Genomic DNA, 20,109 nt, shown 5'->3' on the forward strand with positions numbered 1-20,109 from the left:
GACACGAATTCTCTCGCACATCGGCTTCGAGCTGCGCGCTGCAGAGCAGAAATGACGATTTTTGATTCTTGTTTTCTTCGCGGCTGGCTCAGAGTGCGGATGCGCCGGACGGGGCGCGCAGCATACACCTGTACGCCCCTCTGCTCCAGGCGCGCCGTCCGACGGCACGCCGCCCCGCCATGCTGGCCGCGGCCCCGCGACTACCTCCCAGTGCCTGTGCCGGGCGGATCGACGCGACATCAACAGGAATCCCCATGCATATCAGAGAACTTTCCATCCTCTCGCTTTCGCTGAGTTTGTTCGGCTGTTCGATGGCCCCCGCCATCGACATATCCACGCCACAAGCCAATGCCCCATTGCAAATAATCGAAAGAGACGAGGACAGCATCGCCTGGAAGAAATACCCCACGCCTTTTTTCTGGAACCACCACAAGACGGTATTCATCGATCTGCCAAAACCACTCTCACTTGCCAACAACCAATCGTCTTTCGACGAATCCGACGCGGATACCGACAAACTGCTGCGGCACTTTCGCGGACAACTCGAACAGCAACTTTCCTCCGCCGGTTACCGCCTGGTGGACCGCCCCACGCCGGGGGCGCTGACGCTCCGTGCCTCGATCACCGACATCAAGCGCGAACCGCGTGATCCGAGCGTCATGGAATACATCCCGATCGGCTTCCTGGTCGGCCTCTCCCTGCACGCCACCGGTGTGCGCGATGAAACCCTCTACCTGTTCTTCGAAAGCGAAGTCACCGATGGCCTGACCGGCGAAACCCTGGGTCGCGCGGTCGACCGCGCCAGCGGCAGGAACATCGAGCAATCCGCGAGGCCCGTCGTCGAGGACATCTATCCCGCCATGGATGCGACGGCGCGGCAGATTCGCGAACGCCTGGACAGGGAATTCCAGCGCAAGGGATCGGCCTGATCCCAACCCTTCCCCCCCAACCCTTTCAACAGACCTTGCAGGAAAACCCATGAAATTCGGCAAACAGCTTGCAGCCGCCGTCCTGGCGATCACCTCCCTCGGCGCCTTCGCGGACGACCGCGGCCTCTACCTCGGCGGCGGCGTGACCCGGGTGGAAATCGACGAACACACCCTGGGCGACGAGGACAACAGCTACAAGGCCTACGTCGGCTACCGCTTCAACCCCTACCTGGCCGTGGAAGGCGCCTGGGTCGACCTGGGCAGCTTCGACGGCGGCCGCGCTGACTTCGATGGCCACTCCCTCCAGGCTGCCGCCCACTTCGGCGTACCGGTGGGCGACCGCCTGCGCCTGTTCGCCAGTGCCGGTGTCCACGCCTGGGATGCCGACGCGGATATCGCCGGCGACAGCAGCGACCTGGACCTGACCTACGGACTCGGCGTCGAACTGGATGTGTTCCGCAACTTCGGCGTACGCCTGGAACAGGAAGTGCTGAAGGTCGGCGACGTCGACCTCGACCAGACCAGCGCCAGCGCCTACCTGAAGTTCTGATCCGCCTGGCGGCCCTGCCCCGGCAGCGCGCCGCCTCCTTCCCGGGTCGCACCAGAGCGGCCCTCCAACAACTGCATTCAAGGCATGACTCCCGCACTTGGCCCGCCGTAGGGTGCGCTGCGCGCACCGATTGCTGGCTCGGCCATCGCGCGATACTCAACCGCTGGTGCGCACGGCGCACCCTACCGATGAATCCCAAACGACTTGAACCGTGACAGGCAACGCCGCTCCCGCCCCGCGGGCGGGAGCGGCGCCCGGCTCAGTGGAAGGGGAAGATGTAGTTCATCCAGGCCGCCATGCGCAGGAGGATCTTGCGCATCACCGCGACATGGTGGAAATGCTGGCTGTAGAGTGCCGCCTGGCCGTAGGAACCGCCGGGCATCAGCGCCGCGTAATGGGCATAGTCCGGATCGGTGATCTCGATGATCACCGGCACCCGCCCGGGTGGCGGTGAACCGCTGAAGCTGACCAGGGTACCGGACGGCTGCACCTGGCCTTCGCCGATCACCCCGATCACCTGCTTCACTTCGCCCTTGAACACCCGGCCGGGAATGCCATCGAAGGCCACTTCCGCCTCGTCGCCGGGGGTCAGGCGCAGCTGGCTGTTCTGCCGCATCCAGGCGGCGAAGTAGTGGCCCTCGTCCGGGATGAACACCATGGACGGGCGCAGCGGCAGCCGCGTCGCCATCATCCCCGGGCGCAGCGACACATGGGTGGCGAAGCCCTTGCCCGGCGCGCGCACCACGGTGTTGTCCAGTTCGAACCGGGCGATATTCAGCTGCGCCTGCAGGTCTTCCACCCGCGCGGTGGTGAGGTCCACATCACGCCGGTTGCCGACGTTGCGGGCGGCCAGCTCGCGGGCGCGGGACTGGTCGGCCCGCGCCGCCACCAGCTGCGCCTGGAGCGACTTCACCCGGTTTTCGAAGGGCGTCGGGTCGATGCGGAACAGCACATCGCCCTTCTCCAGCGGCTGATTGGATTTGACCGGCACCTCCACCACCTGGCCGGACACCACCGGGATCACCGGGGTCGACACGAAGTAGCTGCGCGCCACCTCGGAGTACGGGTGGTTGTAGTTCATCAGGAAGATCAGCGCGCCGATCAGCACCACGCCGCCCAGGGCGGCCGTGGGCACCGACCACTTGTTCAGCGGGATGCGGAAGATCTTGAAGATCGCGACGCAGATGGCCGTATAGGTAAGGATCAGCAACAGGTCCATGTCAGGCCTCCTCGACCGCGGCCGCGGAACGGACGGGCGCCTGCCCTTCCAGCCGTTCCAGGCGCTGGCGCATGTCGGCCAACTGCTGCTCCAGTTCCGCCCGCGGCACGCCGAAACCCCAGCCCCGGTCCTCGCGGTACAACATGGCCCAGATCCACAGGAACGGCCAGAGTGCGTGGAGGGTGAACAGGCTCACCCAGCCAGCGGCATGGATGGCGTCCCGGTGCGGGTGGTTGCGCCGCTTGGCGATCTCGTAGGGAATGTCGTGGAGCACGATGATCCCGTAGAACAGGACGATCACGACGAAGAACAGCACGCCGAGGGCGAAGTAATCGAGAATTCCATCACTGAGCATTCAATCACCTGATTGGCAGGGGCATGCCTGTTCCGGCCGTCTCATGTCCACTGCCGGAGAAGGTGCGCCTGCATGGGGTTTGCGACCCGGCCGTTCAGCCCGGGTCAAAGGGCGAGCACGCGGAGAGGAACCGATGCCCGCCTGCTGGCGGGCACCGGTGCCGACTCGTCGCTCGATCGAAGGCGGCCCGTCAGGGCCGGAAATCACGCGCGTCCCGTGCCCAGTCATCGAGCAGGGGCTTGAGGTCATCCAGGACCAGCGGCGTCCTGCGGTTTTCCAGGCTCAATCCCTGGCCCTTGCGCACCATCCGGACGACGGGTTCGCCGCTGTTGGCATCCACGGCCTCCAGCTCCGCGTACAGGGTCACTTCCTGGTCACGGGTGCCGGTGGCCGTGGTCGCGGCGGCAGCCAGCAAGGCGATCGGGATGACCTCGTAGGCCTTCAGCTGCTCGGTGGAAACCGCCACCGCGGAGATGGCCGGGCGCAGCACCAGGGTGTCCGCCTCGGGCTTGCCCACCAGACGCAGCTTGCCCACCAGTTCGCGCTGCAGCGCCAGGCGCATATAGGTGGCGATCTGGTCCAGGGTCTGCTGGCTCATCTGGTCGCCGGGCGCCTGGGCGGGATGGAAGACCGGCTTTTCCACCAGCAGCGAGCCGTAGCGCTGCGGGTCGAAGTCCGGCGCCGTCCAGCGCAGCACCGGCTCGCCGCTGGCGGACCTGGTTTCCTCGAGCTGCGAGTAGTCCCCGAGAAAGCCTGAATACTGCTCAGGCTGGGTGACCTTGCTGGAACAGCCACTGCCGAGCAGGACCAAACCTGCCAACGCCAATCCGAAAAGCGGTTTCACCATAAATACTCCAGGGCTTTCGGGGCGGGCCCTGCAGCGGCTCCAGCCCCAGCTGAATGGCGGCCAAGCCTATGGACAGCCACTTTTGGCGACTTCGCATTTCACGACAAAAACTTAGCATTTCATGACAACGCGAAGATGTTCCTTGCAACAAAAGATGTCCTCTGCCTGGAGGCATCGGCGCCCGTGGGGCGAATTCATTGGCGCCCGCGCATTTCGACGAACGCCAGTACGCGGGCGGTGCTACAACTGGTAAAACTGTCCGCGTAGTCGTCGAGGAGCCTGACTTCAAGCAATGCACGGCCCTGATCCCGCGCTCCAGAACCTGTCCTACCCGCCCCTGCTCGAACAGCCGGTACAACTCGCCCGCGCCGAATTGCTCGCTTCCCTGGAAAACACCATGTCCCGCCATCAGGGCGGTCCGGTCTGGCTGTTCGCCTATGGGTCGCTGATCTGGCGGCCGGAATGCCCGACCGAGGAAACCCGTCGCGCGCGCATCCATGGCTACCACCGTGGGCTCTACCTCTGGTCGCAGATTCATCGCGGCACCCCGGAGACACCCGGCCTGGTGCTCGGACTGGACCGGGGCGGCTCCTGCGCCGGTTTCGCTTACCGGCTGCCGGACGAGCAACTGGAAGAACACCTCTTCGCCCTCTGGCAACGGGAAATGCCCGATGCCGCCTACCAGCCGAAGTGGCTCAACTGCCAATTGGAACGCGGGCCCAGTGTGCAGGCCCTGGGCTTCGTGCTGCGGCGCGATATCGCCTGCTACGCCGGCGCCCTGCCCGACCACGTGCTGCGCCAGGTCTTCGACAACGCCAGTGGCCACTACGGCACCACCCGCGACTACGTGGAGAAGACGGCCCGCATCCTGCGCGCCCACGCCATGCCCGACCGCAAGCTGGAAGAAGCGCTGGTGCGCTGCTGTAAGCAGCGGGCGCTGGATTTCAGTTGAGGACGGCCGGACCGCATCCGGCCACCCTTGCAGGGGCGAATTCATTCGCCAAGCAGGCCGCAGGTCTGCCCTGCAAGGCCCCAGGGGGCAGCTTCGCTGCCCTTGGCGAATGAATTCGCCCCCACAGGAAAAACCTGCCTTCCGGGGAGGACCTTGGCCCGGGTGCAGCCCGCTCCCGGATCTCATCCGGGCTACCGAGCTTCTGTCCTTGTAGGGGCGAATTCATTCGCCAAGCAGGCCGCAGGTCTGCCCTGCAAGGCCCCAGGGGGCAGCTGCGCTGCCCTTGGCGAATGAATTCGCCCCTACAGGAAATGCGTGCCGCCCGGGCTACGAAGCACTCTGCCCTTGTGGGAGCGAATTCATTCGCGAATGAATTCGCTCCCACAAGCTTCCGATCCCGAATCCGAATCTCAACCCAGCCCGATCTCCACCACATCCCCCGTGAGGCGCACCGGCCACACCCGCAGCTGCTGCTCCGGGTACTCCAGGCAGGCGCCGTCTTCCAGGCGGTAGTGCTGCTTGTACAGCGGCGAGGCGATCACCAGGGCGCCGTCGAGGTGGCCGACTATGCCGCGGCCGATCACATTGGCCCGCGCCAGCGGATCATGGTTCTGCACCGCGAAGAGCTGCTCGCCGGCCTCCCCCGGCAGGTAGAACAGCGCCACCTGGATATTGGTCACCCAGGCCACCACGCCGGAATTGGGCACCAGGTCGGTGCGGTTGCAGACGGCTTGCCAACGGCCCCGGACTTCACTGGGTTGCACGCTTGCTTGGTTCATCAGACCACCTCCTCCACCAAGGGAATAAGCTCGGCTTCGTCCACCCGCAGCGGGCGGATCTGGCCGCGTTCTTCGATGAATCGGATATCCGGGTCGCTACGGCCGTCATTGACGAAGGTGCGGAAGCGCTTGAGCTTCTCCGGGTCCTTGATGGCGTTGGCCCACTCGCACTCGTAGCGGTCCACCACCAGTTGCATCTGCGCTTCCAGTTCATCGGCCAGCCCCAGGCTGTCGTCGATGATCACCGCCTTGAGGTAGTCCAGGCCGCCCTCCAGGCTCTCGCGCCAGACCGAGGTGCGCTGCAGCTTGTCGGCGGTGCGGATGTAGAACATCAGGAAGCGGTCGATGTAGCGGATCAGGGTCTCGTCATCCAGGTCGGTGGCGAACAGTTCGGCGTGGCGCGGGCGCATGCCGCCGTTGCCGCAGACGTAGAGGTTCCAGCCCTTCTCGGTGGCGATCACGCCCACGTCCTTGCTCTGCGCCTCGGCGCACTCGCGGGTGCAGCCGGAGACGGCGAACTTCAGCTTGTGCGGCGAACGCAGGCCCTTGTAGCGGTGTTCGATGTCCAGAGCCATCTTCACGCTGTCCTGCACGCCGTAGCGGCACCAGGTGCTGCCGACGCAGGACTTCACGGTACGGGTGGACTTGCCGTAGGCATGGCCGGTTTCGAAGCCGGCGGCGATCAGCTCGCCCCAGATGTCCGGCAGCTCGTGGAGCTGGGCGCCGAACAGGTCGATGCGCTGGCCGCCGGTGATCTTGGTGTAGAGCTTGTACTTCCTGGCCACTTCGCCGATGGCGATCAGACCTTCCGGGGTGATCTCGCCACCGGGGATGCGCGGCACCACCGAGTAGGTGCCGTTCTTCTGCATGTTGGCCATGAAGGTGTCGTTGGTGTCCTGCAGCGGCACCAGCCAGGGATCCTGGATCGGGCGGTTCCAGCAGGAGGCGAGGATGGAGCCGATGGCCGGCTTGCAGATGTCGCAGCCCACATGGCCGCGGCCGTGCTTGGCGAGCATCTCCTCGAAGGTCTCGATGCCTTCCACGCGGACCAGGGCGTAGAGCTCCTGGCGGGTGTAGGCGAAGTGCTGGCAGAGGCTCTTGTCCACGGCCACGCCACGGGCGGAGAGCTCGTGCTCCACCACTTGTTTCAGCAGCGCCGCGCAACCGCCGCAGCCGGTGGCAGCCTTGGTGCAGGCCTTGACCCCCGCGACGTCGGTGCAGCCGCCGTCGATGGCGGAGCAGATGGCGCCCTTGCTGACGTTGTGGCAAGAGCACACGGTGGCGGTGGCCGGCAGCGCATCGGCGCCCAGGGCCGGGGCGCCCTCGCCCGCCGGCAGGATCAGGCTGGCCGGGTCGGCCGGCAGCTTGATGCCGTTCTGCACGTATTGCAGCAGGGTGTCGTAGTAGCTGTTGTCGCCCACCAGCACCGCGCCCAGGGCCTGCTTGCCGTCGGCCGAGACCACCAGGCGACGGTAGCTGGAGGTGGCTTCGTCGATGAAGCGGTAGCTGCGGGCACCCGGCAGCGCGCCGTGGGCGTCGCCGATGGAGCCCACGTCCACGCCCAGCAGCTTCAGCTTGGTGGACATGTCGGCGCCGATGAAGGGGTCGGCTTCGTCGCCACAGAGCTGCGCGGCGACGCTGCGGGCCATCTGGTAGCCGGGGGCGACCAGGCCGAAGATGCTGCCGTTCCATGCCGCGCATTCGCCGATGGCGTAGATGTTGCTGTCCGAGGTCAGGCACTGGCCGTCGATGGCCACGCCACCGCGCGGGCCCAGTTCCAGGCCGCACTGGCGAGCCAGGGCATCCTGCGGGCGGATGCCAGCGGAGAAGACGATCAGGTCGGTTTCCAGGAAGTCCTCGCCGGCGAAGTTCATCCGGTAGCGGTATTGCTCGCCGGCGCTGATGGACTGGGTGGCCTTGGACAGGTGCACACCCACGCCCAGTTCCTCGATCCGCGCCTTCAGCGCCTGGCCGCCCTGGTCATCCAGCTGCACCGGCATCAGGCGCGGGGCGAACTCCACCACATGGGCATCGAGACCGAGGGACTTCAGCGCATTGGCCGCCTCCAGGCCCAGCAGGCCGCCGCCCACTACCACGCCGCGACGGGCCTGGGCGGCGGCAGCGCGGATGGTGTCGAGGTCGGCCAGGGTGCGATAGACCAGACGCGAGTTGCCCTCGGCGCCCTCGATGGGCGGCACGAAGGGGTAGGAACCGGTGGCCAGCACCAGCTTGTCGTAGGCCACGCAGCCCTGGGCGGTGATCACCTCGCGGCGTTCGCAGTCGATCTCCAGTACCGGCACACCCAGGTGCAGGGTCACGCCCGGAGTCTGGGAGAGGCTGGCTTCACCGAGCGCCAGGGACTCGGCATCGCGGCCACCAAAGTACTCCGACAGGTGCACGCGGTCGTAGGCGCGCAGCGGCTCTTCGCTGAAAACCTGGATGCGATAGCGGTCCAGCGCGCCGCGTTCGATCAGTTGCTCGACGCAATGATGGCCGACCATGCCATTGCCGATGACGATCAGCGTTTGCACATCAGGAGTGGAAGCGACGTTGGAGTTCATAGGTAGCACCCGGCCCAAGCCAATCACGTTTTCGGGGGCAAAAAAAACGCCTGGGACTCAGCCGTCCCAGGCGCCTTTGCCTGTTCATTCATGGGTGCCGCCGAGCCACAATGCCTGGCGCACCTGTCAGCCCGGGGGAAGGATCGCCATTGATCTGCCGGGCCGCCCTCCGCACTGTTCGCGGTGGGCCTGGTCCTGCCTATGCAGTGGCTGTGCCAGTTCCGCGAAAAGGCGCTCGACACGCCTCCCTGGTCAGAGTCCCGGCGCAGCAACGGCGCGGCCTGCAGCGATTTTCGCAATTTTCGTCGACTGTGCCCGGAGCATTCGTGGCGCCCGCCGGGCCGAGAACCAAAACGGTGCGCCGGCACCTCGCGCGCCCCATCCTGAAGCCGGCTCGCCACCCGCGGAAATCACCCGAGAAATGCCCGCAAGCACCGCCGCGCAACGCCTTGAGAGGGTTAGGGGCAACTTGGCATGTGCCTTGCGATAGGCACCTCGAGGCAATCAATGCCGATTGCCCTACCCCACGACAAAGGCGCCGTGTCTCCCCCGTTCCGACGGTGGGTGGCATGGCGCTTTTTCGTTTCTGCGCAAGGTACGGCTATGGCGAACAAGACAGTACGAAGCGTGTGTCCCTATTGCGGCGTCGGCTGCGGCATCGTCATGGAAGTGGCGGACAACCGCGTGGTCAAGGTGACCGGCGACAAGGCCCACCCGACCAACTTCGGCCGCCTGTGCACCAAGGGCAACACCTGCGCCCAGCCCCTGGCCGACTCTGGTCGCATGGAGCATGCCTACCTGCGCCACGAGCGCAGCCGCGACCCGGTGCGCACCGGCATCGACCAGGCCATCCAGGACACCGCCAATCGCCTGCGCGGGCTGCTCGACACCCACGGACCGGACGCCATTTCCTTCTATGTGTCCGGGCAGATGTCCCTGGAAGCCCAGTACCTGGCCAACAAGCTGGCCAAGGGGTTCATCCGCACCCGCCATATCGAATCCAACTCGCGGCTGTGCATGGCCAGCGCCGGCAGCGGCTACAAGCTGTCCCTCGGCTCCGACGGCCCGCCCGGCTCCTACCAGGACTTCGACCGCGCCGACCTGTTCCTGGTGACCGGCGCCAACATGGCCGACTGCCACCCGATCCTCTTCCTGCGCATGATGGACAGGGTCAAGGCCGGCGCGAAGCTGATCGTCGTCGACCCGCGCCGCACCGCCACCGCCGACAAGGCCAGCCTCTACCTGCCGATCAGGCCGGGCACCGACCTGGCCCTGCTCAATGGCCTGCTCCACCTGCTGCACAAGAACGGCCACACCGACCCGGCCTTCATCGAGGCCCATACCCAGGGCTGGGAGGCCATGGAGGATTTCCTCGAGGACTACGACCCGGAGCGGGTCGCCGCCATCACCGGTCTGCCCGAGGCGGATATCCGCAAGGCCGCCCAGTGGATCGGCGAAGCCGGGGAATGGATGAGCTGCTGGACCATGGGCCTGAACCAGAGCACCCACGGCACCTGGAACACCAACGCCCTGTGCAACCTGCACCTGGCCACCGGCGCCATCTGCCGCCCCGGCAGCGGCCCCTTCTCCCTCACCGGCCAGCCCAATGCCATGGGCGGCCGCGAGATGGGCTACATGGGCCCCGGCCTGCCCGGCCAGCGCTCGTTGCTGGTTGAAGCCGACCGCCACTTCATCGAGGACCTCTGGCGACTGCCCCGTGGCCATCTGCGCACCGACGGCGGCGACGGCACCGTGGCCATGTTCGAGGCAATGAGCGCGGGCAGCATCAAGGCCTGCTGGATCATCTGCACCAACCCGGTGGCCACGGTTCCCAACCGGCGCCAGGCCATCGAAGGCCTGCAGGCCGCCGAACTGGTGATCACCCAGGACGCCTTCCTCGACACCGAGACCAACCGCTACGCCGACATCCTCCTGCCCGGCGCCCTCTGGGCCGAGGCCGAAGGTGTGATGATCAACTCCGAGCGCAACCTGACCCTGACGCAAAAGGCCGTGGATGCCCCCGGCGACAGCCTGCCGGATTGGCAGATCATCGCCCGCGTCGCCTGCGCCATGGGCTTCGTCGATGCCTTCAGCTATGAAAGCGCCGCCGAAGTCTTCGAGGAGATCAAGCTGGCCTGGAACCCGAAGACCGGCTACGACATCCGTGGCGCCAGCTTCGACCTGCTGCGCCAGGGCCCCATGCAGTGGCCCTGCGCGCCGGGCTCGGAGGCCAATGCACGCAACCCGGTCCGCTATCTCAACGACGGCATCAGCCAGACGCTGGAACTCGATGCCGACGGCAACCGCCCGGCCATCGCCTTCGCCACCGAGCATGGCAAGGGCGTGTTCTTCGCCCGCCCGCACATGGACCCGGCGGACCTGCCGGACGACGCTTTCCCCCTGGTGCTCAACACCGGCCGCGTGCAGCACCAGTGGCACACCCTGACCAAGACCGGCAAGGTGGCCACCCTGAACAAGCTCAACCCCGGTCCCTTCGTGGAAATCCACCCGGTGGATGCCGAGCGCCTCGGCATCACCGACAAGGGCCAGGTGGAAGTGCGCTCGCGCCGCGGCCGCGCCGTGCTGCCGGCGGTGGTCACCGACCGCGTGCGGCCGGGCAACTGCTTCGCGCCCTTCCACTGGAACGACCGCTACGGCGAGGACCTGGCGATCAACGCCGTCACCAGCGACGCCATCGACCCCATTTCGCTGCAGCCGGAATTCAAGTACAGCGCCGTCGCCCTGGCGCCCGTCGCTCCGGCCAGCTCCCAGCTCATCCCCTTGGTAGAAGTCGAGACGGCCACGGCCAGCGCCGCGACCGGTTCTTCGGAGGAACTCGCCGACATGCCGATCAATGCCTTCGCCCGCCTGCTGAACCTCGACGCCAGCGCCGATGTCAGCCTGGCCCCCACCGAACAGCGCTACCTGCAGGGCTACCTGCTCGGCCTGCGCAGCGAGGAATGCCGCAAGCTGGGCGGCGTGCCCACCCTGCCGGCCAGTGCGCCCCTGACAGCCGACACCCGCCTGCTGCTGGACGGCATCCTCGCCGGCCTGTTCTCCCGCAGCTGGGACTCTCCGGCGGTGCCGGCCGCGGCACCCGCGCAGCAGAAGCCGCTGCTGGTGCTCTGGTGCTCCCAGACCGGCAATGCGGAGACCTTCGCCAACCTCTGCGCCGAGTCGCTCAAGGCCGAGGGCCGCGCCGTGACGGTGCGCTCGATGGACGCCATCCAGCCCGCCGAACTGGCCGGTGCCGGCACCGCCCTGCTGATCGCCAGCACCTTCGGCGACGGCGATCCCTCCGACAATGGCACCACCCTGTGGAGCGCCCTGTCGGCGGACAATGCACCCTCCCTCGCCGGCCTGGAGTTCGCCGTGCTGGCCATGGGGGATTCCAATTACGACCAGTTCTGCGGCTTCGGCCGCAAGCTGGACGCCCGCCTGGAAGAACTCGGCGCACGGCGCCTGGCCCCGCGGGTGGACTGCGAACCGGACTACGAGGAACCGGCGCGCGCCTGGCTGACTGCCGTATCTCACGCCCTGGCCGGTGCCACCCTGGCGCAGCCGGTGCCCGAGCTGGCGGGCGTGGACGCCGAACCCACGGTCGAAGCCACCGTCACCCCCACCTACAGCCGCCAACGCCCCCTGCGCAGCCGCCTGCTGCATAACCGCGTGCTGAATGCGCCGGACTCGGCGAAGGAAACCCGGCAGGTGGTGCTGGACCTCAAGGGCAGCGGCCTCAGCTACCAGGCCGGCGACGCCCTGGGCGTCTGGCCGAGCAACTGCCCATCGCTGGTGGACGAGGTCCTGGCCGCCCTGAACCTCGATGGCGCCCAACCGGTAGAGGTGAAGGACCAGGGCACGCTGCCCCTGGCGACCGCCCTGGGCCGGCATTTCGAAATCGCCAGGATCACCCCCGAAGTGCTGCGCTTCGTTGCCGAGCGCTCGTGCAACACGGAGCTGGCGCGCCTGCTGGAACCAGCGAACAAGGCCGAACTGGACGACTGGCTCTGGGGCCGGCAACTGGCCGACCTGCTGCGCGCCTTCCCCATCCAGGCCAGCGCGGAGGAACTGCTGGGGCGGCTCAAGCGCCTGCAGCCACGCCTCTACTCCATCGCCTCCAGCGCCCTGGCCAACCCGGATGAAGTGCACCTGACGGTATCCACCGTGCGCTACCAGTGCGACGACCGCGCTCGCGGCGGCGTCTGCTCGGCCTTCCTCGCCGACCGCGCGGGCCAGGGCGAGGTGCCCATCTTCATCCAGAAGTCCACCCACTTCCGCGTCCCGGCCGACCCCGAGCGGCCGATGATCATGGTCGGCCCCGGCACCGGCATCGCGCCCTTCCGCGCCTTCCTCCAGGAACGCCAGGCGTCGGGGGCCAAGGGCCGCAACTGGCTGTTCTTCGGCGAACAGCGGGAGGCCTCGGACTTCTACTACCGGGACGAGCTGCAGGCCTGGCAGGCTTCCGGCCACCTGCAGCGCCTGGACACCGCCTTCTCCCGCGACCAGGAAGAGAAGGTCTATGTGCAGCAACGCATGCTCGAACAGGGCGCCGAGCTCTGGCGCTGGCTGGAGGATGGTGCGCACTTCTACGTCTGCGGCGACGCCAGCCGCATGGCCAGGGATGTGGACGCGGCACTCAAGGCCGTGGTGCGCGAGCATGGCGGCCTCAGCGCCGCAGAGGCGGAGACCTATGTCGGGGCGATGGCCAGGGACAAGCGCTACGTGCGGGACGTGTATTGAAAGCGCTGCCGAACGCTTTCACCGGAGGCGCACCTTCCAGTCCCGGTGCACCCATTTCTCCGAGCCCTCGGGCGCCGTGCCCTGGGCTCCTGTTCAGTCCTCGCCGCGCACGAACTTCAGGAGGCTGCCGCGCAGCGCGACTATCTCCTTCTGCAGCCTGGAGAACTCCTGGGAGCTCAGGCCACAGGCATCCTTGAGGTTGAAGTCGAATGCCCGCTCGCGCAGCCGCCTCCCGCTATCGGTCAGGCGGACCCTGACCTGGCGCTCGTCGGCCGGGTCGCGCATGCGCTGGACATGGCCCATGGCCTCGAGCTTCTTGAGGATCGGCGTGAGGGTGTTGGATTCGAGGAAGAGCTTTTCGCCGAGGCCGCTGACGGTCTGGTCGTTCTCTTCCCAGAGCGCGACGACGGTGACGTACTGGGTATAGGTGAGGCCGAGCGCTTCCAGAACCGGCCTGTAGACCTTGCCGAACGCCAGGTTGGTCGAGTAGACCGCGAAGCACAGGAAATCGGCCAGTTTGACGTCCGAGGGGTCGTCCTGTTCGTTGGTTTTCATCTGTCTTCCTCTTGTTGGCACCAGGCCACGTCGGGTTAAGGCCAGATCTTACATCGCATGCGACTTTTTCGGTACCGCCGGAATTGCCAGGGACAAGCCGCCCGAAAAATATCCTTGACTGTGATTTAGCACCGAAGCACTTTTATCGCGCACGATTTAATCTCATACAACCATTGGTCGGATGCCCGGGATGATGCTGAATGACACGCCTTGACATCCAGCAACGGCAGCTTCAGTCTTCACTACATCGCATGCGATTTAATCTTTAGCGATACAAACCCAAACCCAAGCAATGAGGAAATCACCATGACCAAGATCGACAAAGTCCTGTTCACCGGCAAGACCCACACCACCCTGAGCCGCCGTGATGGCGCCGCGCGTGGAGCCCATGGCAGCCTGGATCTCAACCTGTCCGGCAGCAACGGCCAGGAGCAGGTTCTGAGCGCCGTCCAGCCGCACCCGACGGCCGAGCAGTTGTTCGCGGGCGCCTGGTCGTCCTGCTACATCACCGCCATCGGTCTGGTGGCCGCACAGAAGAAGGTGACGCTGCCGGCCGACCTGGCCGTGGACATCGAAGTCGACCTGGGACAGACCGGAGCCGAGTGGATCCTCCAGGCCCGGCTCAATGTCCGCATACCCGGCCTGGCACAGGACGTCGCCGAGAAGCTCGCCCACGCCGCGGATGAAATCTGCCCCTACTCCAAGGCCACGCGCGGCAATATCGAGGTCGCCCTGAACGTGTTCACCGCATGACGCACCACGCACCGGTTCGGCCTGGCGAGTCCTGGCCGAACCGGGCGCCGACGGGAAAGGGACTTCCCTCTTGCAGAGTGCGCCAGGGTTCCCGTCCCGGGAGTCGCTCACCCCGCTGCCGAAACCGCCGCGCTACGCGGCTTGCGGGTCATCAGGGCGAAGCCGCTGAAGGCCGCCACGGCGAACACCGCCTGGATGACCATCATCGGCGCGGCGCTGCCGTCCTGCAGGGCGCCGAGGATCAGGCCGCTCAGGGTGGCGCCGAGCATCTGGGCGAAGCCCATCAGGCCGGCGGCCAGGCCCGCGCGGTGGGCGTTGGGCATCACCACGCCGGCCACCGAGGCCGGGATCAGCATGCCGCCGCCCAGGGTCACCAGCACCTGCGGCAGCGAGAGTCCGAGCACCGACAGGCCGAGGGTGGCGTACACCACCAGGGTGGCGAGCGCGCCGCTGGCCACCAGGCTGACCCCGATGCAGACGATGCGTTGCGGGCCCAGCTGCATGATCCTGCGCTGGGTGAACAGGGCCCCGGCGATCAGCCCGGAAATGGTGGCGCCGAAAGCCAGGCCGTACTCGGCCGCGCTCAGCCCGAGCAGACCGATATAGACGGCTGATGAACCGGCCACCACCGCGAACATCGCCCCGTAGGTGCCCGCCAGGGTGAAGGCCAGGGCGCGGCTGGATTTCTGCTTGAGCAGGTCGAAGTAATCCCGCGCCAGGGTAGCCGGATGGCCGGCCTTGGGATCGAGGCTCGGGTTGGATTCGCGGTAGAAGGCCAGCACCGCCAGCAGCGCGCTGCCGCCGATGGTCAGCGAGGCGAGGATCGGCGCGTGCCAGCCGCCCCACTGGGTCAGCAGGCCGCCGGCCATGGGCGCCAGGGCGATGGCGCTGAGCATGCCGATCACGGTCATGGCCAGGGCCGGCGCCGCCTGGGCCTTCCAGACATCGCGGACGATGGCCCGCGCCAGCACCAGCGCGGCGCAGGCGCCGAGGCCCTGGGCGACGCGGCCGAGGATGAAGCCGGTCATGCTGTCGGCCAGCAGCATCCAGGCGGTGGCGGCGAGGTAGAGGCCGAGCCCGCCGATCAGCACCGGGCGACGGCCCACGCGGTCGGACAGCGGCCCCAGCAGCAATTGGCCAATGCCGAAGGCGGCAACGAAGCTCGATAGCGCGGCCAGGCTGGCGCCATGCCCGGCGCCCAGGCCCTGCTCGATGCCGCCGAGGGCGGGAATGATCAGTTGGGTGGAAATTTCCCCCAGGGCGGTCAGCACCATGAGGATGGCCAGCAGCAGGCGGGACGGGTTCATTGCTCGGCTCCTTCTTCGCCAGCCGCGAGAGCCATCAGTTGCCATTCAAGGGCCTGCCAGTCGTCGCTGCCGACACTGGACGGTGCCGCGCAGCTCGCACCGTTCTCCACCTTTTCTTCTACGTGGTTCATCGCAGGTACCTCCGTTGGTCGCCCAGCCCCTGGGTCGACGAGTTAGATGACGAGTGACATATATACACGAAATTAGATTATGCCTATCATATTTTCGACCTGCGGTATTCCCGCCCCGTCGTCGCCGAACCCGAGGATCGCTCCATGAATCGTCCGCACCTTGCCCTACTCGCCCTGATCCCCGCCGCACTGCTGGCCCTGGGTGGCTGCCACAGCCAGGCCGACAGCAGCGTCAGCGCTCCCCTGCTGCGCGCGGTGCTGGCCACCGACGTGCAGGCCGCCGCCCAGCAGGACGCGCTCTATACCGGCGTGGTGGCGGCACGCACCACCAGCGACCTGGGCTTTCGCGTCGGCGGCAAGGTGATCGCGCGCAAGGTGGACCCGGGCACCCGGGTGAAGCGCGGCGACGTGCTGCTGGTGCTGGACAACACCGACTTCGAACTGGCCCTGCGCGCCGCGCGCAACCGCGTCACCGCCGCCGAAGCCGAGCTGCGCCAGGCCCGCGACGACGAAGCCCGCTATCGCCGCCTGACCGGCACCGGTGCCGTGTCCCGGCAGATCTACGATCAGGCCAACACGCGCCTGCGGGTAGCCCAGGCCGAGCAGGCCGCCGCCACCTCCGAAGCCGCCCAGGTGGAGAACCGCCGCGCCTACTCCACCCTCAAGGCCGATGCCGATGGCGTGATCACCGATGTGCGGGTGGATCGCGGCCAGGTGGTTGCCGAAGGGCAGATAGTCGCCAGCCTGGCCCACGACGGCGCCCGCGAGGCGGTGATCGACATCCCGGAAACCCAGCGTTCCCTGGCCAGCCATGCGGCCCGCGCCTATCCCTATGGCGCCTCCGGCGACGCGGTACCGGCCACCCTGCGCGAGCTTTCCGCCGCGGCCGACGCCACCACCCGCACCTTCCGCGCCCGCTACACCCTGGGCGGCGATTCCGCGGCCCTGGCCATCGGCTCCACCATCACCCTGCGCCTGGACGGTGCGGCCCGCCAGCAACTGCTGCGCGTACCGCTGGGCGCCCTGCACGACAAGGGCCAGGGCACCGGCGTCTGGGTCATCAAGGCGGACGGCAAGGTGGAACTGCGCCCGGTACATGTGGTGCGCCTCGAACAGGAAGAAGCGGTGCTGGAAGGCGGCCTGCAGCCGGGCGAGCGCATCGTCGCCCTCGGCGCCCATCTGCTGAACGCGGGCGACAGCGTGCGTGAACTGCCGGCGCCGTCGCTGGCCCTGGAGCACTGAGATGAGCCGCTTCAACCTTTCCGCCTTCGCGGTACGCAACCGGGCGGTGACCCTGTTCCTGATCATCGCCACCCTGGTGGCCGGCGCCATCGCCTTCAGCAAGCTGGGCCGCGCCGAAGACCCGTCCTTCACGGTCAAGACCATGACCGTCACCGCCGCCTGGCCCGGCGCCACCGCGCGGGAAATGCAGGAACAGGTGGCCGACCGCCTGGAGAAGCGCCTGCAGGAGCTGGACTTCTATGACCGGGTGGAAACCATCGCCCAGCCCGGCTTCGTCTCGATGAAGATCCAGTTCATGGACTCCACCCGCCCGGGCGACATCCAGGAGCTCTTCTACCAGACCCGCAAGAAACTCTCGGACGAAGCCAAGCGCCTGCCCCAGGGCGTGATCGGGCCCTTCTTCAACGATGAGTATTCCGACGTCTACTTCGCCCTCTATGCGCTGGAAGGCGGGCAGATGCCCCACCGCCAGCTGGTGCAGATGGCCGAAGACCTGCGCCAGGGCCTGCTGCGCCTGCCCGGCGTGAAGAAGGTGAACATCCTCGGTGAACAGGCCCAGCGCGTCTTCGTCGAGTTTTCCTACCAGCGACTGGCCACCCTCGGCCTGAAGCCGGAACAGATCTTCGAAGCCTTGGGCAAGCAGAACGGCGTGGCCCCGGCCGGCTTCGTCGAGACCGCCGGCCCGCGTGCCCACATCCGCCTGGACGGTGCCTTCGACAGCCTGGCGCTGATCGAGAACGTGCCGATCAACGCCAACGGCAAGCTGCTGCGCATCGCCGACGTGGCCACGGTGAAACGCGGCTACGAGGACCCGCCGACCTACCGCATCCGCCACCAGGGCGAACCGGCGCTGATGCTCGGCGTGATCATGGCCCCGCACTTCAACGGCCTGGAGCTGGACAAGTCGCTCAACGCCGAGGAAGACCGCATCCATGCCGGACTGCCGCTCGGCGTGACCTTCGACAAGGTCTCCGACCAGGCCGAGAAGATTCGCCTGGCGGTGAACGAATTCATGCTGAAGTTCTTCGTCGCCCTCGGCGTGGTGATGCTGATCAGCCTGATCGCCCTGGGCTTGCGCGTCGGCCTGGTGGTGGCCGCCGCCGTGCCCCTGACCCTGTCCATCGTCTTCGTGGTGATGCTGATGAGCGGCCGCGAGTTCGACCGCATCACCCTCGGCGCGCTGATCCTCTCCCTGGGCCTCCTGGTGGACGACGCCATCATCGCCATCGAGATGATGGTGGTGAAACTGGAGGAAGGCCTGGATCGCATCCAGGCCGCCACCTTCGCCTGGACCTCCACCGCCGCGCCCATGCTCACCGGCACCCTGGTGACGGTGATCGGCTTCCTGCCGGTGGGCTTCGCCAAGTCCGGCGCCGGGGAATACGCCGGCAACATCTTCTGGATCGTCGGCTTCGCCCTCCTCGCCTCCTGGCTGGTGGCGGTGTTCTTCACCCCCTACCTGGGGGTGAAGCTGCTGCCGAAGATAAAGCCGGTGCCCGGCGGCCATGAAGCGCTCTATTCCACCCGCCTCCACCAGCGCCTGCGCGCCCTGGTGACCTGGTGCGTGAACCACCGCAAGACGGTCACCGCCCTGGTGGTGCTCGCCTTCGTCGGCAGCGTCCTGGGCATGGGCGTGGTGAAGAAGCAGTTCTTCCCCAACTCCGATCGCTCCGAGTTGCTGGTGGAGGTCTACATGCCACCGGGCAGCGCCTTCAAGGCCACCGAGGCGGTGGTCGCCCAGGTGGAGAAAGCCCTCCTGGAAGAGCCCCAGACCAGACTGGTGGACGCCTATGTGGGTGGCGGTGCGCCACGCTTCTTCCTCTCCCTGAATCCGGAGCTGCCGGACCCGGCCTTCGCCAAGATCGTCGTGCAGACCGCCGACTCCAAGGCCCGCGACGCCCTCAGGGAGCGCATGCAGGCGCGTATCGCGGACGGTGAATTCCCCTCGGCGCGGGTGCGCGTGACCCAGCTGGTGTTCGGCCCGCCGGTGCCCTTCCCGGTGGTGTTCCGCGTCTCCGGCCCGAACCTCGAGCAGCTGCGGCAGATCAGCGAAGAGGTGCGCCAGGTGGTGGCTGCCAACCCGATGACCCGCGACAGCTTCGTCGACTGGGGCGAGCGCAACAGCGCCTATCGCCTGGTGCTGGACCAGGACCGCCTGCGCCTGCTCGGCTTCACCCCCAATGAGGTGAAGAGCCAGCTCAACGCCCTGCTGACCGGCAACCCGGTGACCGAAGTGCGCGAAGGCACCCGCACCGTCGCGGTGATGGTGCGCGCGCAGAACGCCCAGCGGGAGAACCTCGGCGGCATCGAGGGCCTGACCATCACCAACGCCGCCGGCGTCTCGGTGCCGCTGGAACAGGTGGGCCGCTTCCAGCCGGTGATGGAGGAGCCCATCCTCAAGCGCCGCGACCGCGAGCTGACCTTCGAAGTGCGCGCCGACATCATCAAGGGCACCCAGCCGCCGGATGTGGAAAAGGCCGTGTACGCCGACCTGCAGCCACTGATCGCCAAGCTGCCGGCGGGCTACCGGGTCACCATCGGCGGCCCGGTGGAGGAAAGCGCCAAGGCCAACAAGGCGCTGGCCGCGCTGTTCCCGGTGATGATCCTGCTGACCCTGGTGGTGATCATGTTCCAGGTGCGCTCCTTCGCCCTGATGTTCATGGTCTTCGCCACCGCACCCCTGGGCCTGATCGGTGCCGTGCCGGCGCTGCTGCTGTTCAACCAGCCGTTCGGCTTCAACGCCATCCTGGCGCTGATCGGCATCGGCGGCATCCTGATGCGCAATACCCTGATCTTCACCGACCAGATCCAGCAGGAGCAGACCCATGGCCGGCCCCTGCGGGAGGCCATCATCGAAGCCACGGTACGCCGCGCCCGCCCGGTGCTGCTCACCGCCCTGGCCGCGGCCCTGGCCTTCATCCCGCTGACCTTCTCGGTGTTCTGGTCGGCCCTGGCCTACGTGCTGATCGGCGGTGTGCTGGTGGGCACGCTGCTGACCCTGCTGTTCCTGCCGGCGCTTTGCGCATTGGTGCTGCGCAACAGGGAGAAGGTGGTGGAGAGCGAGGTTGCCGTGGCATGAACTGGCGGCGCTAATCCTGTAGGGGCGAATTCATTCGCCAAGGGCAGCGCAGCTGCCCCCTGGGGCCTTGCAGGGCAGACCTGCGGCCTGCTTGGCGAATGAATTCGCCC

At 67.1% G+C, this 20,109-nt stretch carries 15 protein-coding genes; 7 read left to right on the plus strand and 8 right to left on the minus strand.

Annotation, left to right across the window (positions count from 1 at the left end; translation table 11 throughout):
• Window positions 1-254: 254 nt before the first annotated feature.
• On the plus strand, window positions 255-929 hold the full coding sequence (locus ACFPU0_RS13755) for a DUF3313 domain-containing protein (protein ID WP_377693632.1): 675 nt from the start codon (window positions 255-257) through the stop codon (window positions 927-929).
• Between the two features lie 49 nt (window positions 930-978).
• Window positions 979-1,479 (plus strand): porin family protein, encoded by a 501-nt coding sequence (locus tag ACFPU0_RS13760; protein ID WP_377693633.1) that lies wholly within the window; start codon window positions 979-981, stop codon window positions 1,477-1,479.
• Window positions 1,480-1,738: 259 nt separating this feature from the next.
• On the opposite strand, the gene ACFPU0_RS13765 is transcribed toward ACFPU0_RS13760, so the two are convergent.
• From ACFPU0_RS13765 to ACFPU0_RS13775, 3 genes are all read right to left on the minus strand, one after another.
• Window positions 1,739-2,698: an HlyD family secretion protein gene (locus tag ACFPU0_RS13765; protein ID WP_377693634.1), complete on the minus strand. Its 960-nt coding sequence runs from the start codon at window positions 2,696-2,698 to the stop codon at window positions 1,739-1,741.
• A gap of 1 nt (window position 2,699) precedes the next feature.
• Entirely contained in the window at window positions 2,700-3,038 is a 339-nt protein-coding gene (locus ACFPU0_RS13770; protein WP_377693712.1) for a DUF3302 domain-containing protein, read from the minus strand.
• Between the two features lie 205 nt (window positions 3,039-3,243).
• On the minus strand, window positions 3,244-3,900 hold the full coding sequence (locus ACFPU0_RS13775; RefSeq protein ID WP_377693635.1) for a DUF3313 domain-containing protein: 657 nt from the start codon (window positions 3,898-3,900) through the stop codon (window positions 3,244-3,246).
• A 292-nt stretch (window positions 3,901-4,192) separates the two neighbouring features.
• Here ACFPU0_RS13775 and ACFPU0_RS13780 point away from each other — a divergent pair, with 292 nt between their 5' ends.
• Window positions 4,193-4,852, plus strand: coding sequence for a gamma-glutamylcyclotransferase (locus ACFPU0_RS13780; RefSeq protein WP_377693637.1), 660 nt, complete (start codon window positions 4,193-4,195; stop codon window positions 4,850-4,852).
• 410 nt (window positions 4,853-5,262) lie between these two features.
• Here ACFPU0_RS13780 and nirD read toward each other — a convergent pair whose 3' ends face one another.
• Both nirD and nirB read right to left on the minus strand, forming a co-directional pair.
• Complete coding sequence (gene nirD, locus ACFPU0_RS13785) at window positions 5,263-5,631, minus strand: nitrite reductase small subunit NirD (RefSeq protein ID WP_377693638.1); 369 nt, start codon at window positions 5,629-5,631, stop codon at window positions 5,263-5,265.
• On the minus strand, window positions 5,631-8,192 hold the full coding sequence (nirB, locus tag ACFPU0_RS13790; RefSeq protein ID WP_377693639.1) for a nitrite reductase large subunit NirB: 2,562 nt from the start codon (window positions 8,190-8,192) through the stop codon (window positions 5,631-5,633). Before nirB ends, nirD begins: the two co-directional genes overlap by 1 nt.
• Before the next feature lie 603 nt (window positions 8,193-8,795).
• On the opposite strand from nirB, the gene ACFPU0_RS13795 reads away from it, so the two are divergent.
• On the plus strand, window positions 8,796-12,932 hold the full coding sequence (locus ACFPU0_RS13795; protein ID WP_377693640.1) for a sulfite reductase subunit alpha: 4,137 nt from the start codon (window positions 8,796-8,798) through the stop codon (window positions 12,930-12,932).
• A gap of 93 nt (window positions 12,933-13,025) precedes the next feature.
• Here ACFPU0_RS13795 and ACFPU0_RS13800 read toward each other — a convergent pair whose 3' ends face one another.
• Window positions 13,026-13,487, minus strand: a complete 462-nt coding sequence (locus tag ACFPU0_RS13800; RefSeq protein WP_377693641.1) for a MarR family winged helix-turn-helix transcriptional regulator — start codon at window positions 13,485-13,487, stop codon at window positions 13,026-13,028.
• Window positions 13,488-13,793: 306 nt separating this feature from the next.
• On the opposite strand from ACFPU0_RS13800, the gene ACFPU0_RS13805 reads away from it, so the two are divergent.
• Window positions 13,794-14,240 carry an Ohr family peroxiredoxin gene (locus ACFPU0_RS13805; protein ID WP_377693642.1) on the plus strand — a complete coding sequence of 149 codons (447 nt, stop codon included), beginning with the start codon at window positions 13,794-13,796 and terminating at the stop codon, window positions 14,238-14,240.
• Window positions 14,241-14,347: 107 nt separating this feature from the next.
• Here ACFPU0_RS13805 and ACFPU0_RS13810 read toward each other — a convergent pair whose 3' ends face one another.
• Together ACFPU0_RS13810 and ACFPU0_RS13815 are read right to left on the minus strand one after the other, a co-directional pair.
• On the minus strand, window positions 14,348-15,547 hold the full coding sequence (locus ACFPU0_RS13810; protein ID WP_377693643.1) for an MFS transporter: 1,200 nt from the start codon (window positions 15,545-15,547) through the stop codon (window positions 14,348-14,350).
• Window positions 15,544-15,678 carry a hypothetical protein gene (locus ACFPU0_RS13815; RefSeq protein ID WP_377693644.1) on the minus strand — a complete coding sequence of 45 codons (135 nt, stop codon included), beginning with the start codon at window positions 15,676-15,678 and terminating at the stop codon, window positions 15,544-15,546. Before ACFPU0_RS13815 ends, ACFPU0_RS13810 begins: the two co-directional genes overlap by 4 nt.
• A 144-nt stretch (window positions 15,679-15,822) precedes the next feature.
• Here ACFPU0_RS13815 and ACFPU0_RS13820 point away from each other — a divergent pair, with 144 nt between their 5' ends.
• A complete protein-coding gene (locus ACFPU0_RS13820; RefSeq protein ID WP_377693645.1) occupies window positions 15,823-16,920 on the plus strand; it encodes an efflux RND transporter periplasmic adaptor subunit in 1,098 nt (365 codons plus the stop codon).
• Between the two features lies 1 nt (window position 16,921).
• Window positions 16,922-19,999 carry an efflux RND transporter permease subunit gene (locus ACFPU0_RS13825; protein WP_377693646.1) on the plus strand — a complete coding sequence of 1,026 codons (3,078 nt, stop codon included), beginning with the start codon at window positions 16,922-16,924 and terminating at the stop codon, window positions 19,997-19,999.
• Window positions 20,000-20,109: the final 110 nt, after the last annotated feature.

The sequence above is a fragment of the Pseudomonas sp. GCM10022186 genome (assembly GCF_042656385.1).
GTDB lineage: Bacteria > Pseudomonadota > Gammaproteobacteria > Pseudomonadales > Pseudomonadaceae > Metapseudomonas.

Coding starts and splice junctions, on each gene's coding strand:
- ACFPU0_RS13810 (WP_377693643.1), bottom strand. CDS start 15,547: ATGAACCCGTCCCGCCTGCTGCTGGCCATCCTCATGGTGCTGACCGCC.
- ACFPU0_RS13775 (WP_377693635.1), bottom strand. CDS start 3,900: ATGGTGAAACCGCTTTTCGGATTGGCGTTGGCAGGTTTGGTCCTGCTC.
- ACFPU0_RS13815 (WP_377693644.1), bottom strand. CDS start 15,678: ATGAACCACGTAGAAGAAAAGGTGGAGAACGGTGCGAGCTGCGCGGCA.
- nirD (WP_377693638.1), bottom strand. CDS start 5,631: ATGAACCAAGCAAGCGTGCAACCCAGTGAAGTCCGGGGCCGTTGGCAA.
- ACFPU0_RS13760 (WP_377693633.1), top strand. CDS start 979: ATGAAATTCGGCAAACAGCTTGCAGCCGCCGTCCTGGCGATCACCTCC.
- nirB (WP_377693639.1), bottom strand. CDS start 8,192: ATGAACTCCAACGTCGCTTCCACTCCTGATGTGCAAACGCTGATCGTC.
- ACFPU0_RS13755 (WP_377693632.1), top strand. CDS start 255: ATGCATATCAGAGAACTTTCCATCCTCTCGCTTTCGCTGAGTTTGTTC.
- ACFPU0_RS13825 (WP_377693646.1), top strand. CDS start 16,922: ATGAGCCGCTTCAACCTTTCCGCCTTCGCGGTACGCAACCGGGCGGTG.
- ACFPU0_RS13765 (WP_377693634.1), bottom strand. CDS start 2,698: ATGGACCTGTTGCTGATCCTTACCTATACGGCCATCTGCGTCGCGATC.
- ACFPU0_RS13800 (WP_377693641.1), bottom strand. CDS start 13,487: ATGAAAACCAACGAACAGGACGACCCCTCGGACGTCAAACTGGCCGAT.
- ACFPU0_RS13805 (WP_377693642.1), top strand. CDS start 13,794: ATGACCAAGATCGACAAAGTCCTGTTCACCGGCAAGACCCACACCACC.
- ACFPU0_RS13795 (WP_377693640.1), top strand. CDS start 8,796: ATGGCGAACAAGACAGTACGAAGCGTGTGTCCCTATTGCGGCGTCGGC.
- ACFPU0_RS13780 (WP_377693637.1), top strand. CDS start 4,193: ATGCACGGCCCTGATCCCGCGCTCCAGAACCTGTCCTACCCGCCCCTG.
- ACFPU0_RS13820 (WP_377693645.1), top strand. CDS start 15,823: ATGAATCGTCCGCACCTTGCCCTACTCGCCCTGATCCCCGCCGCACTG.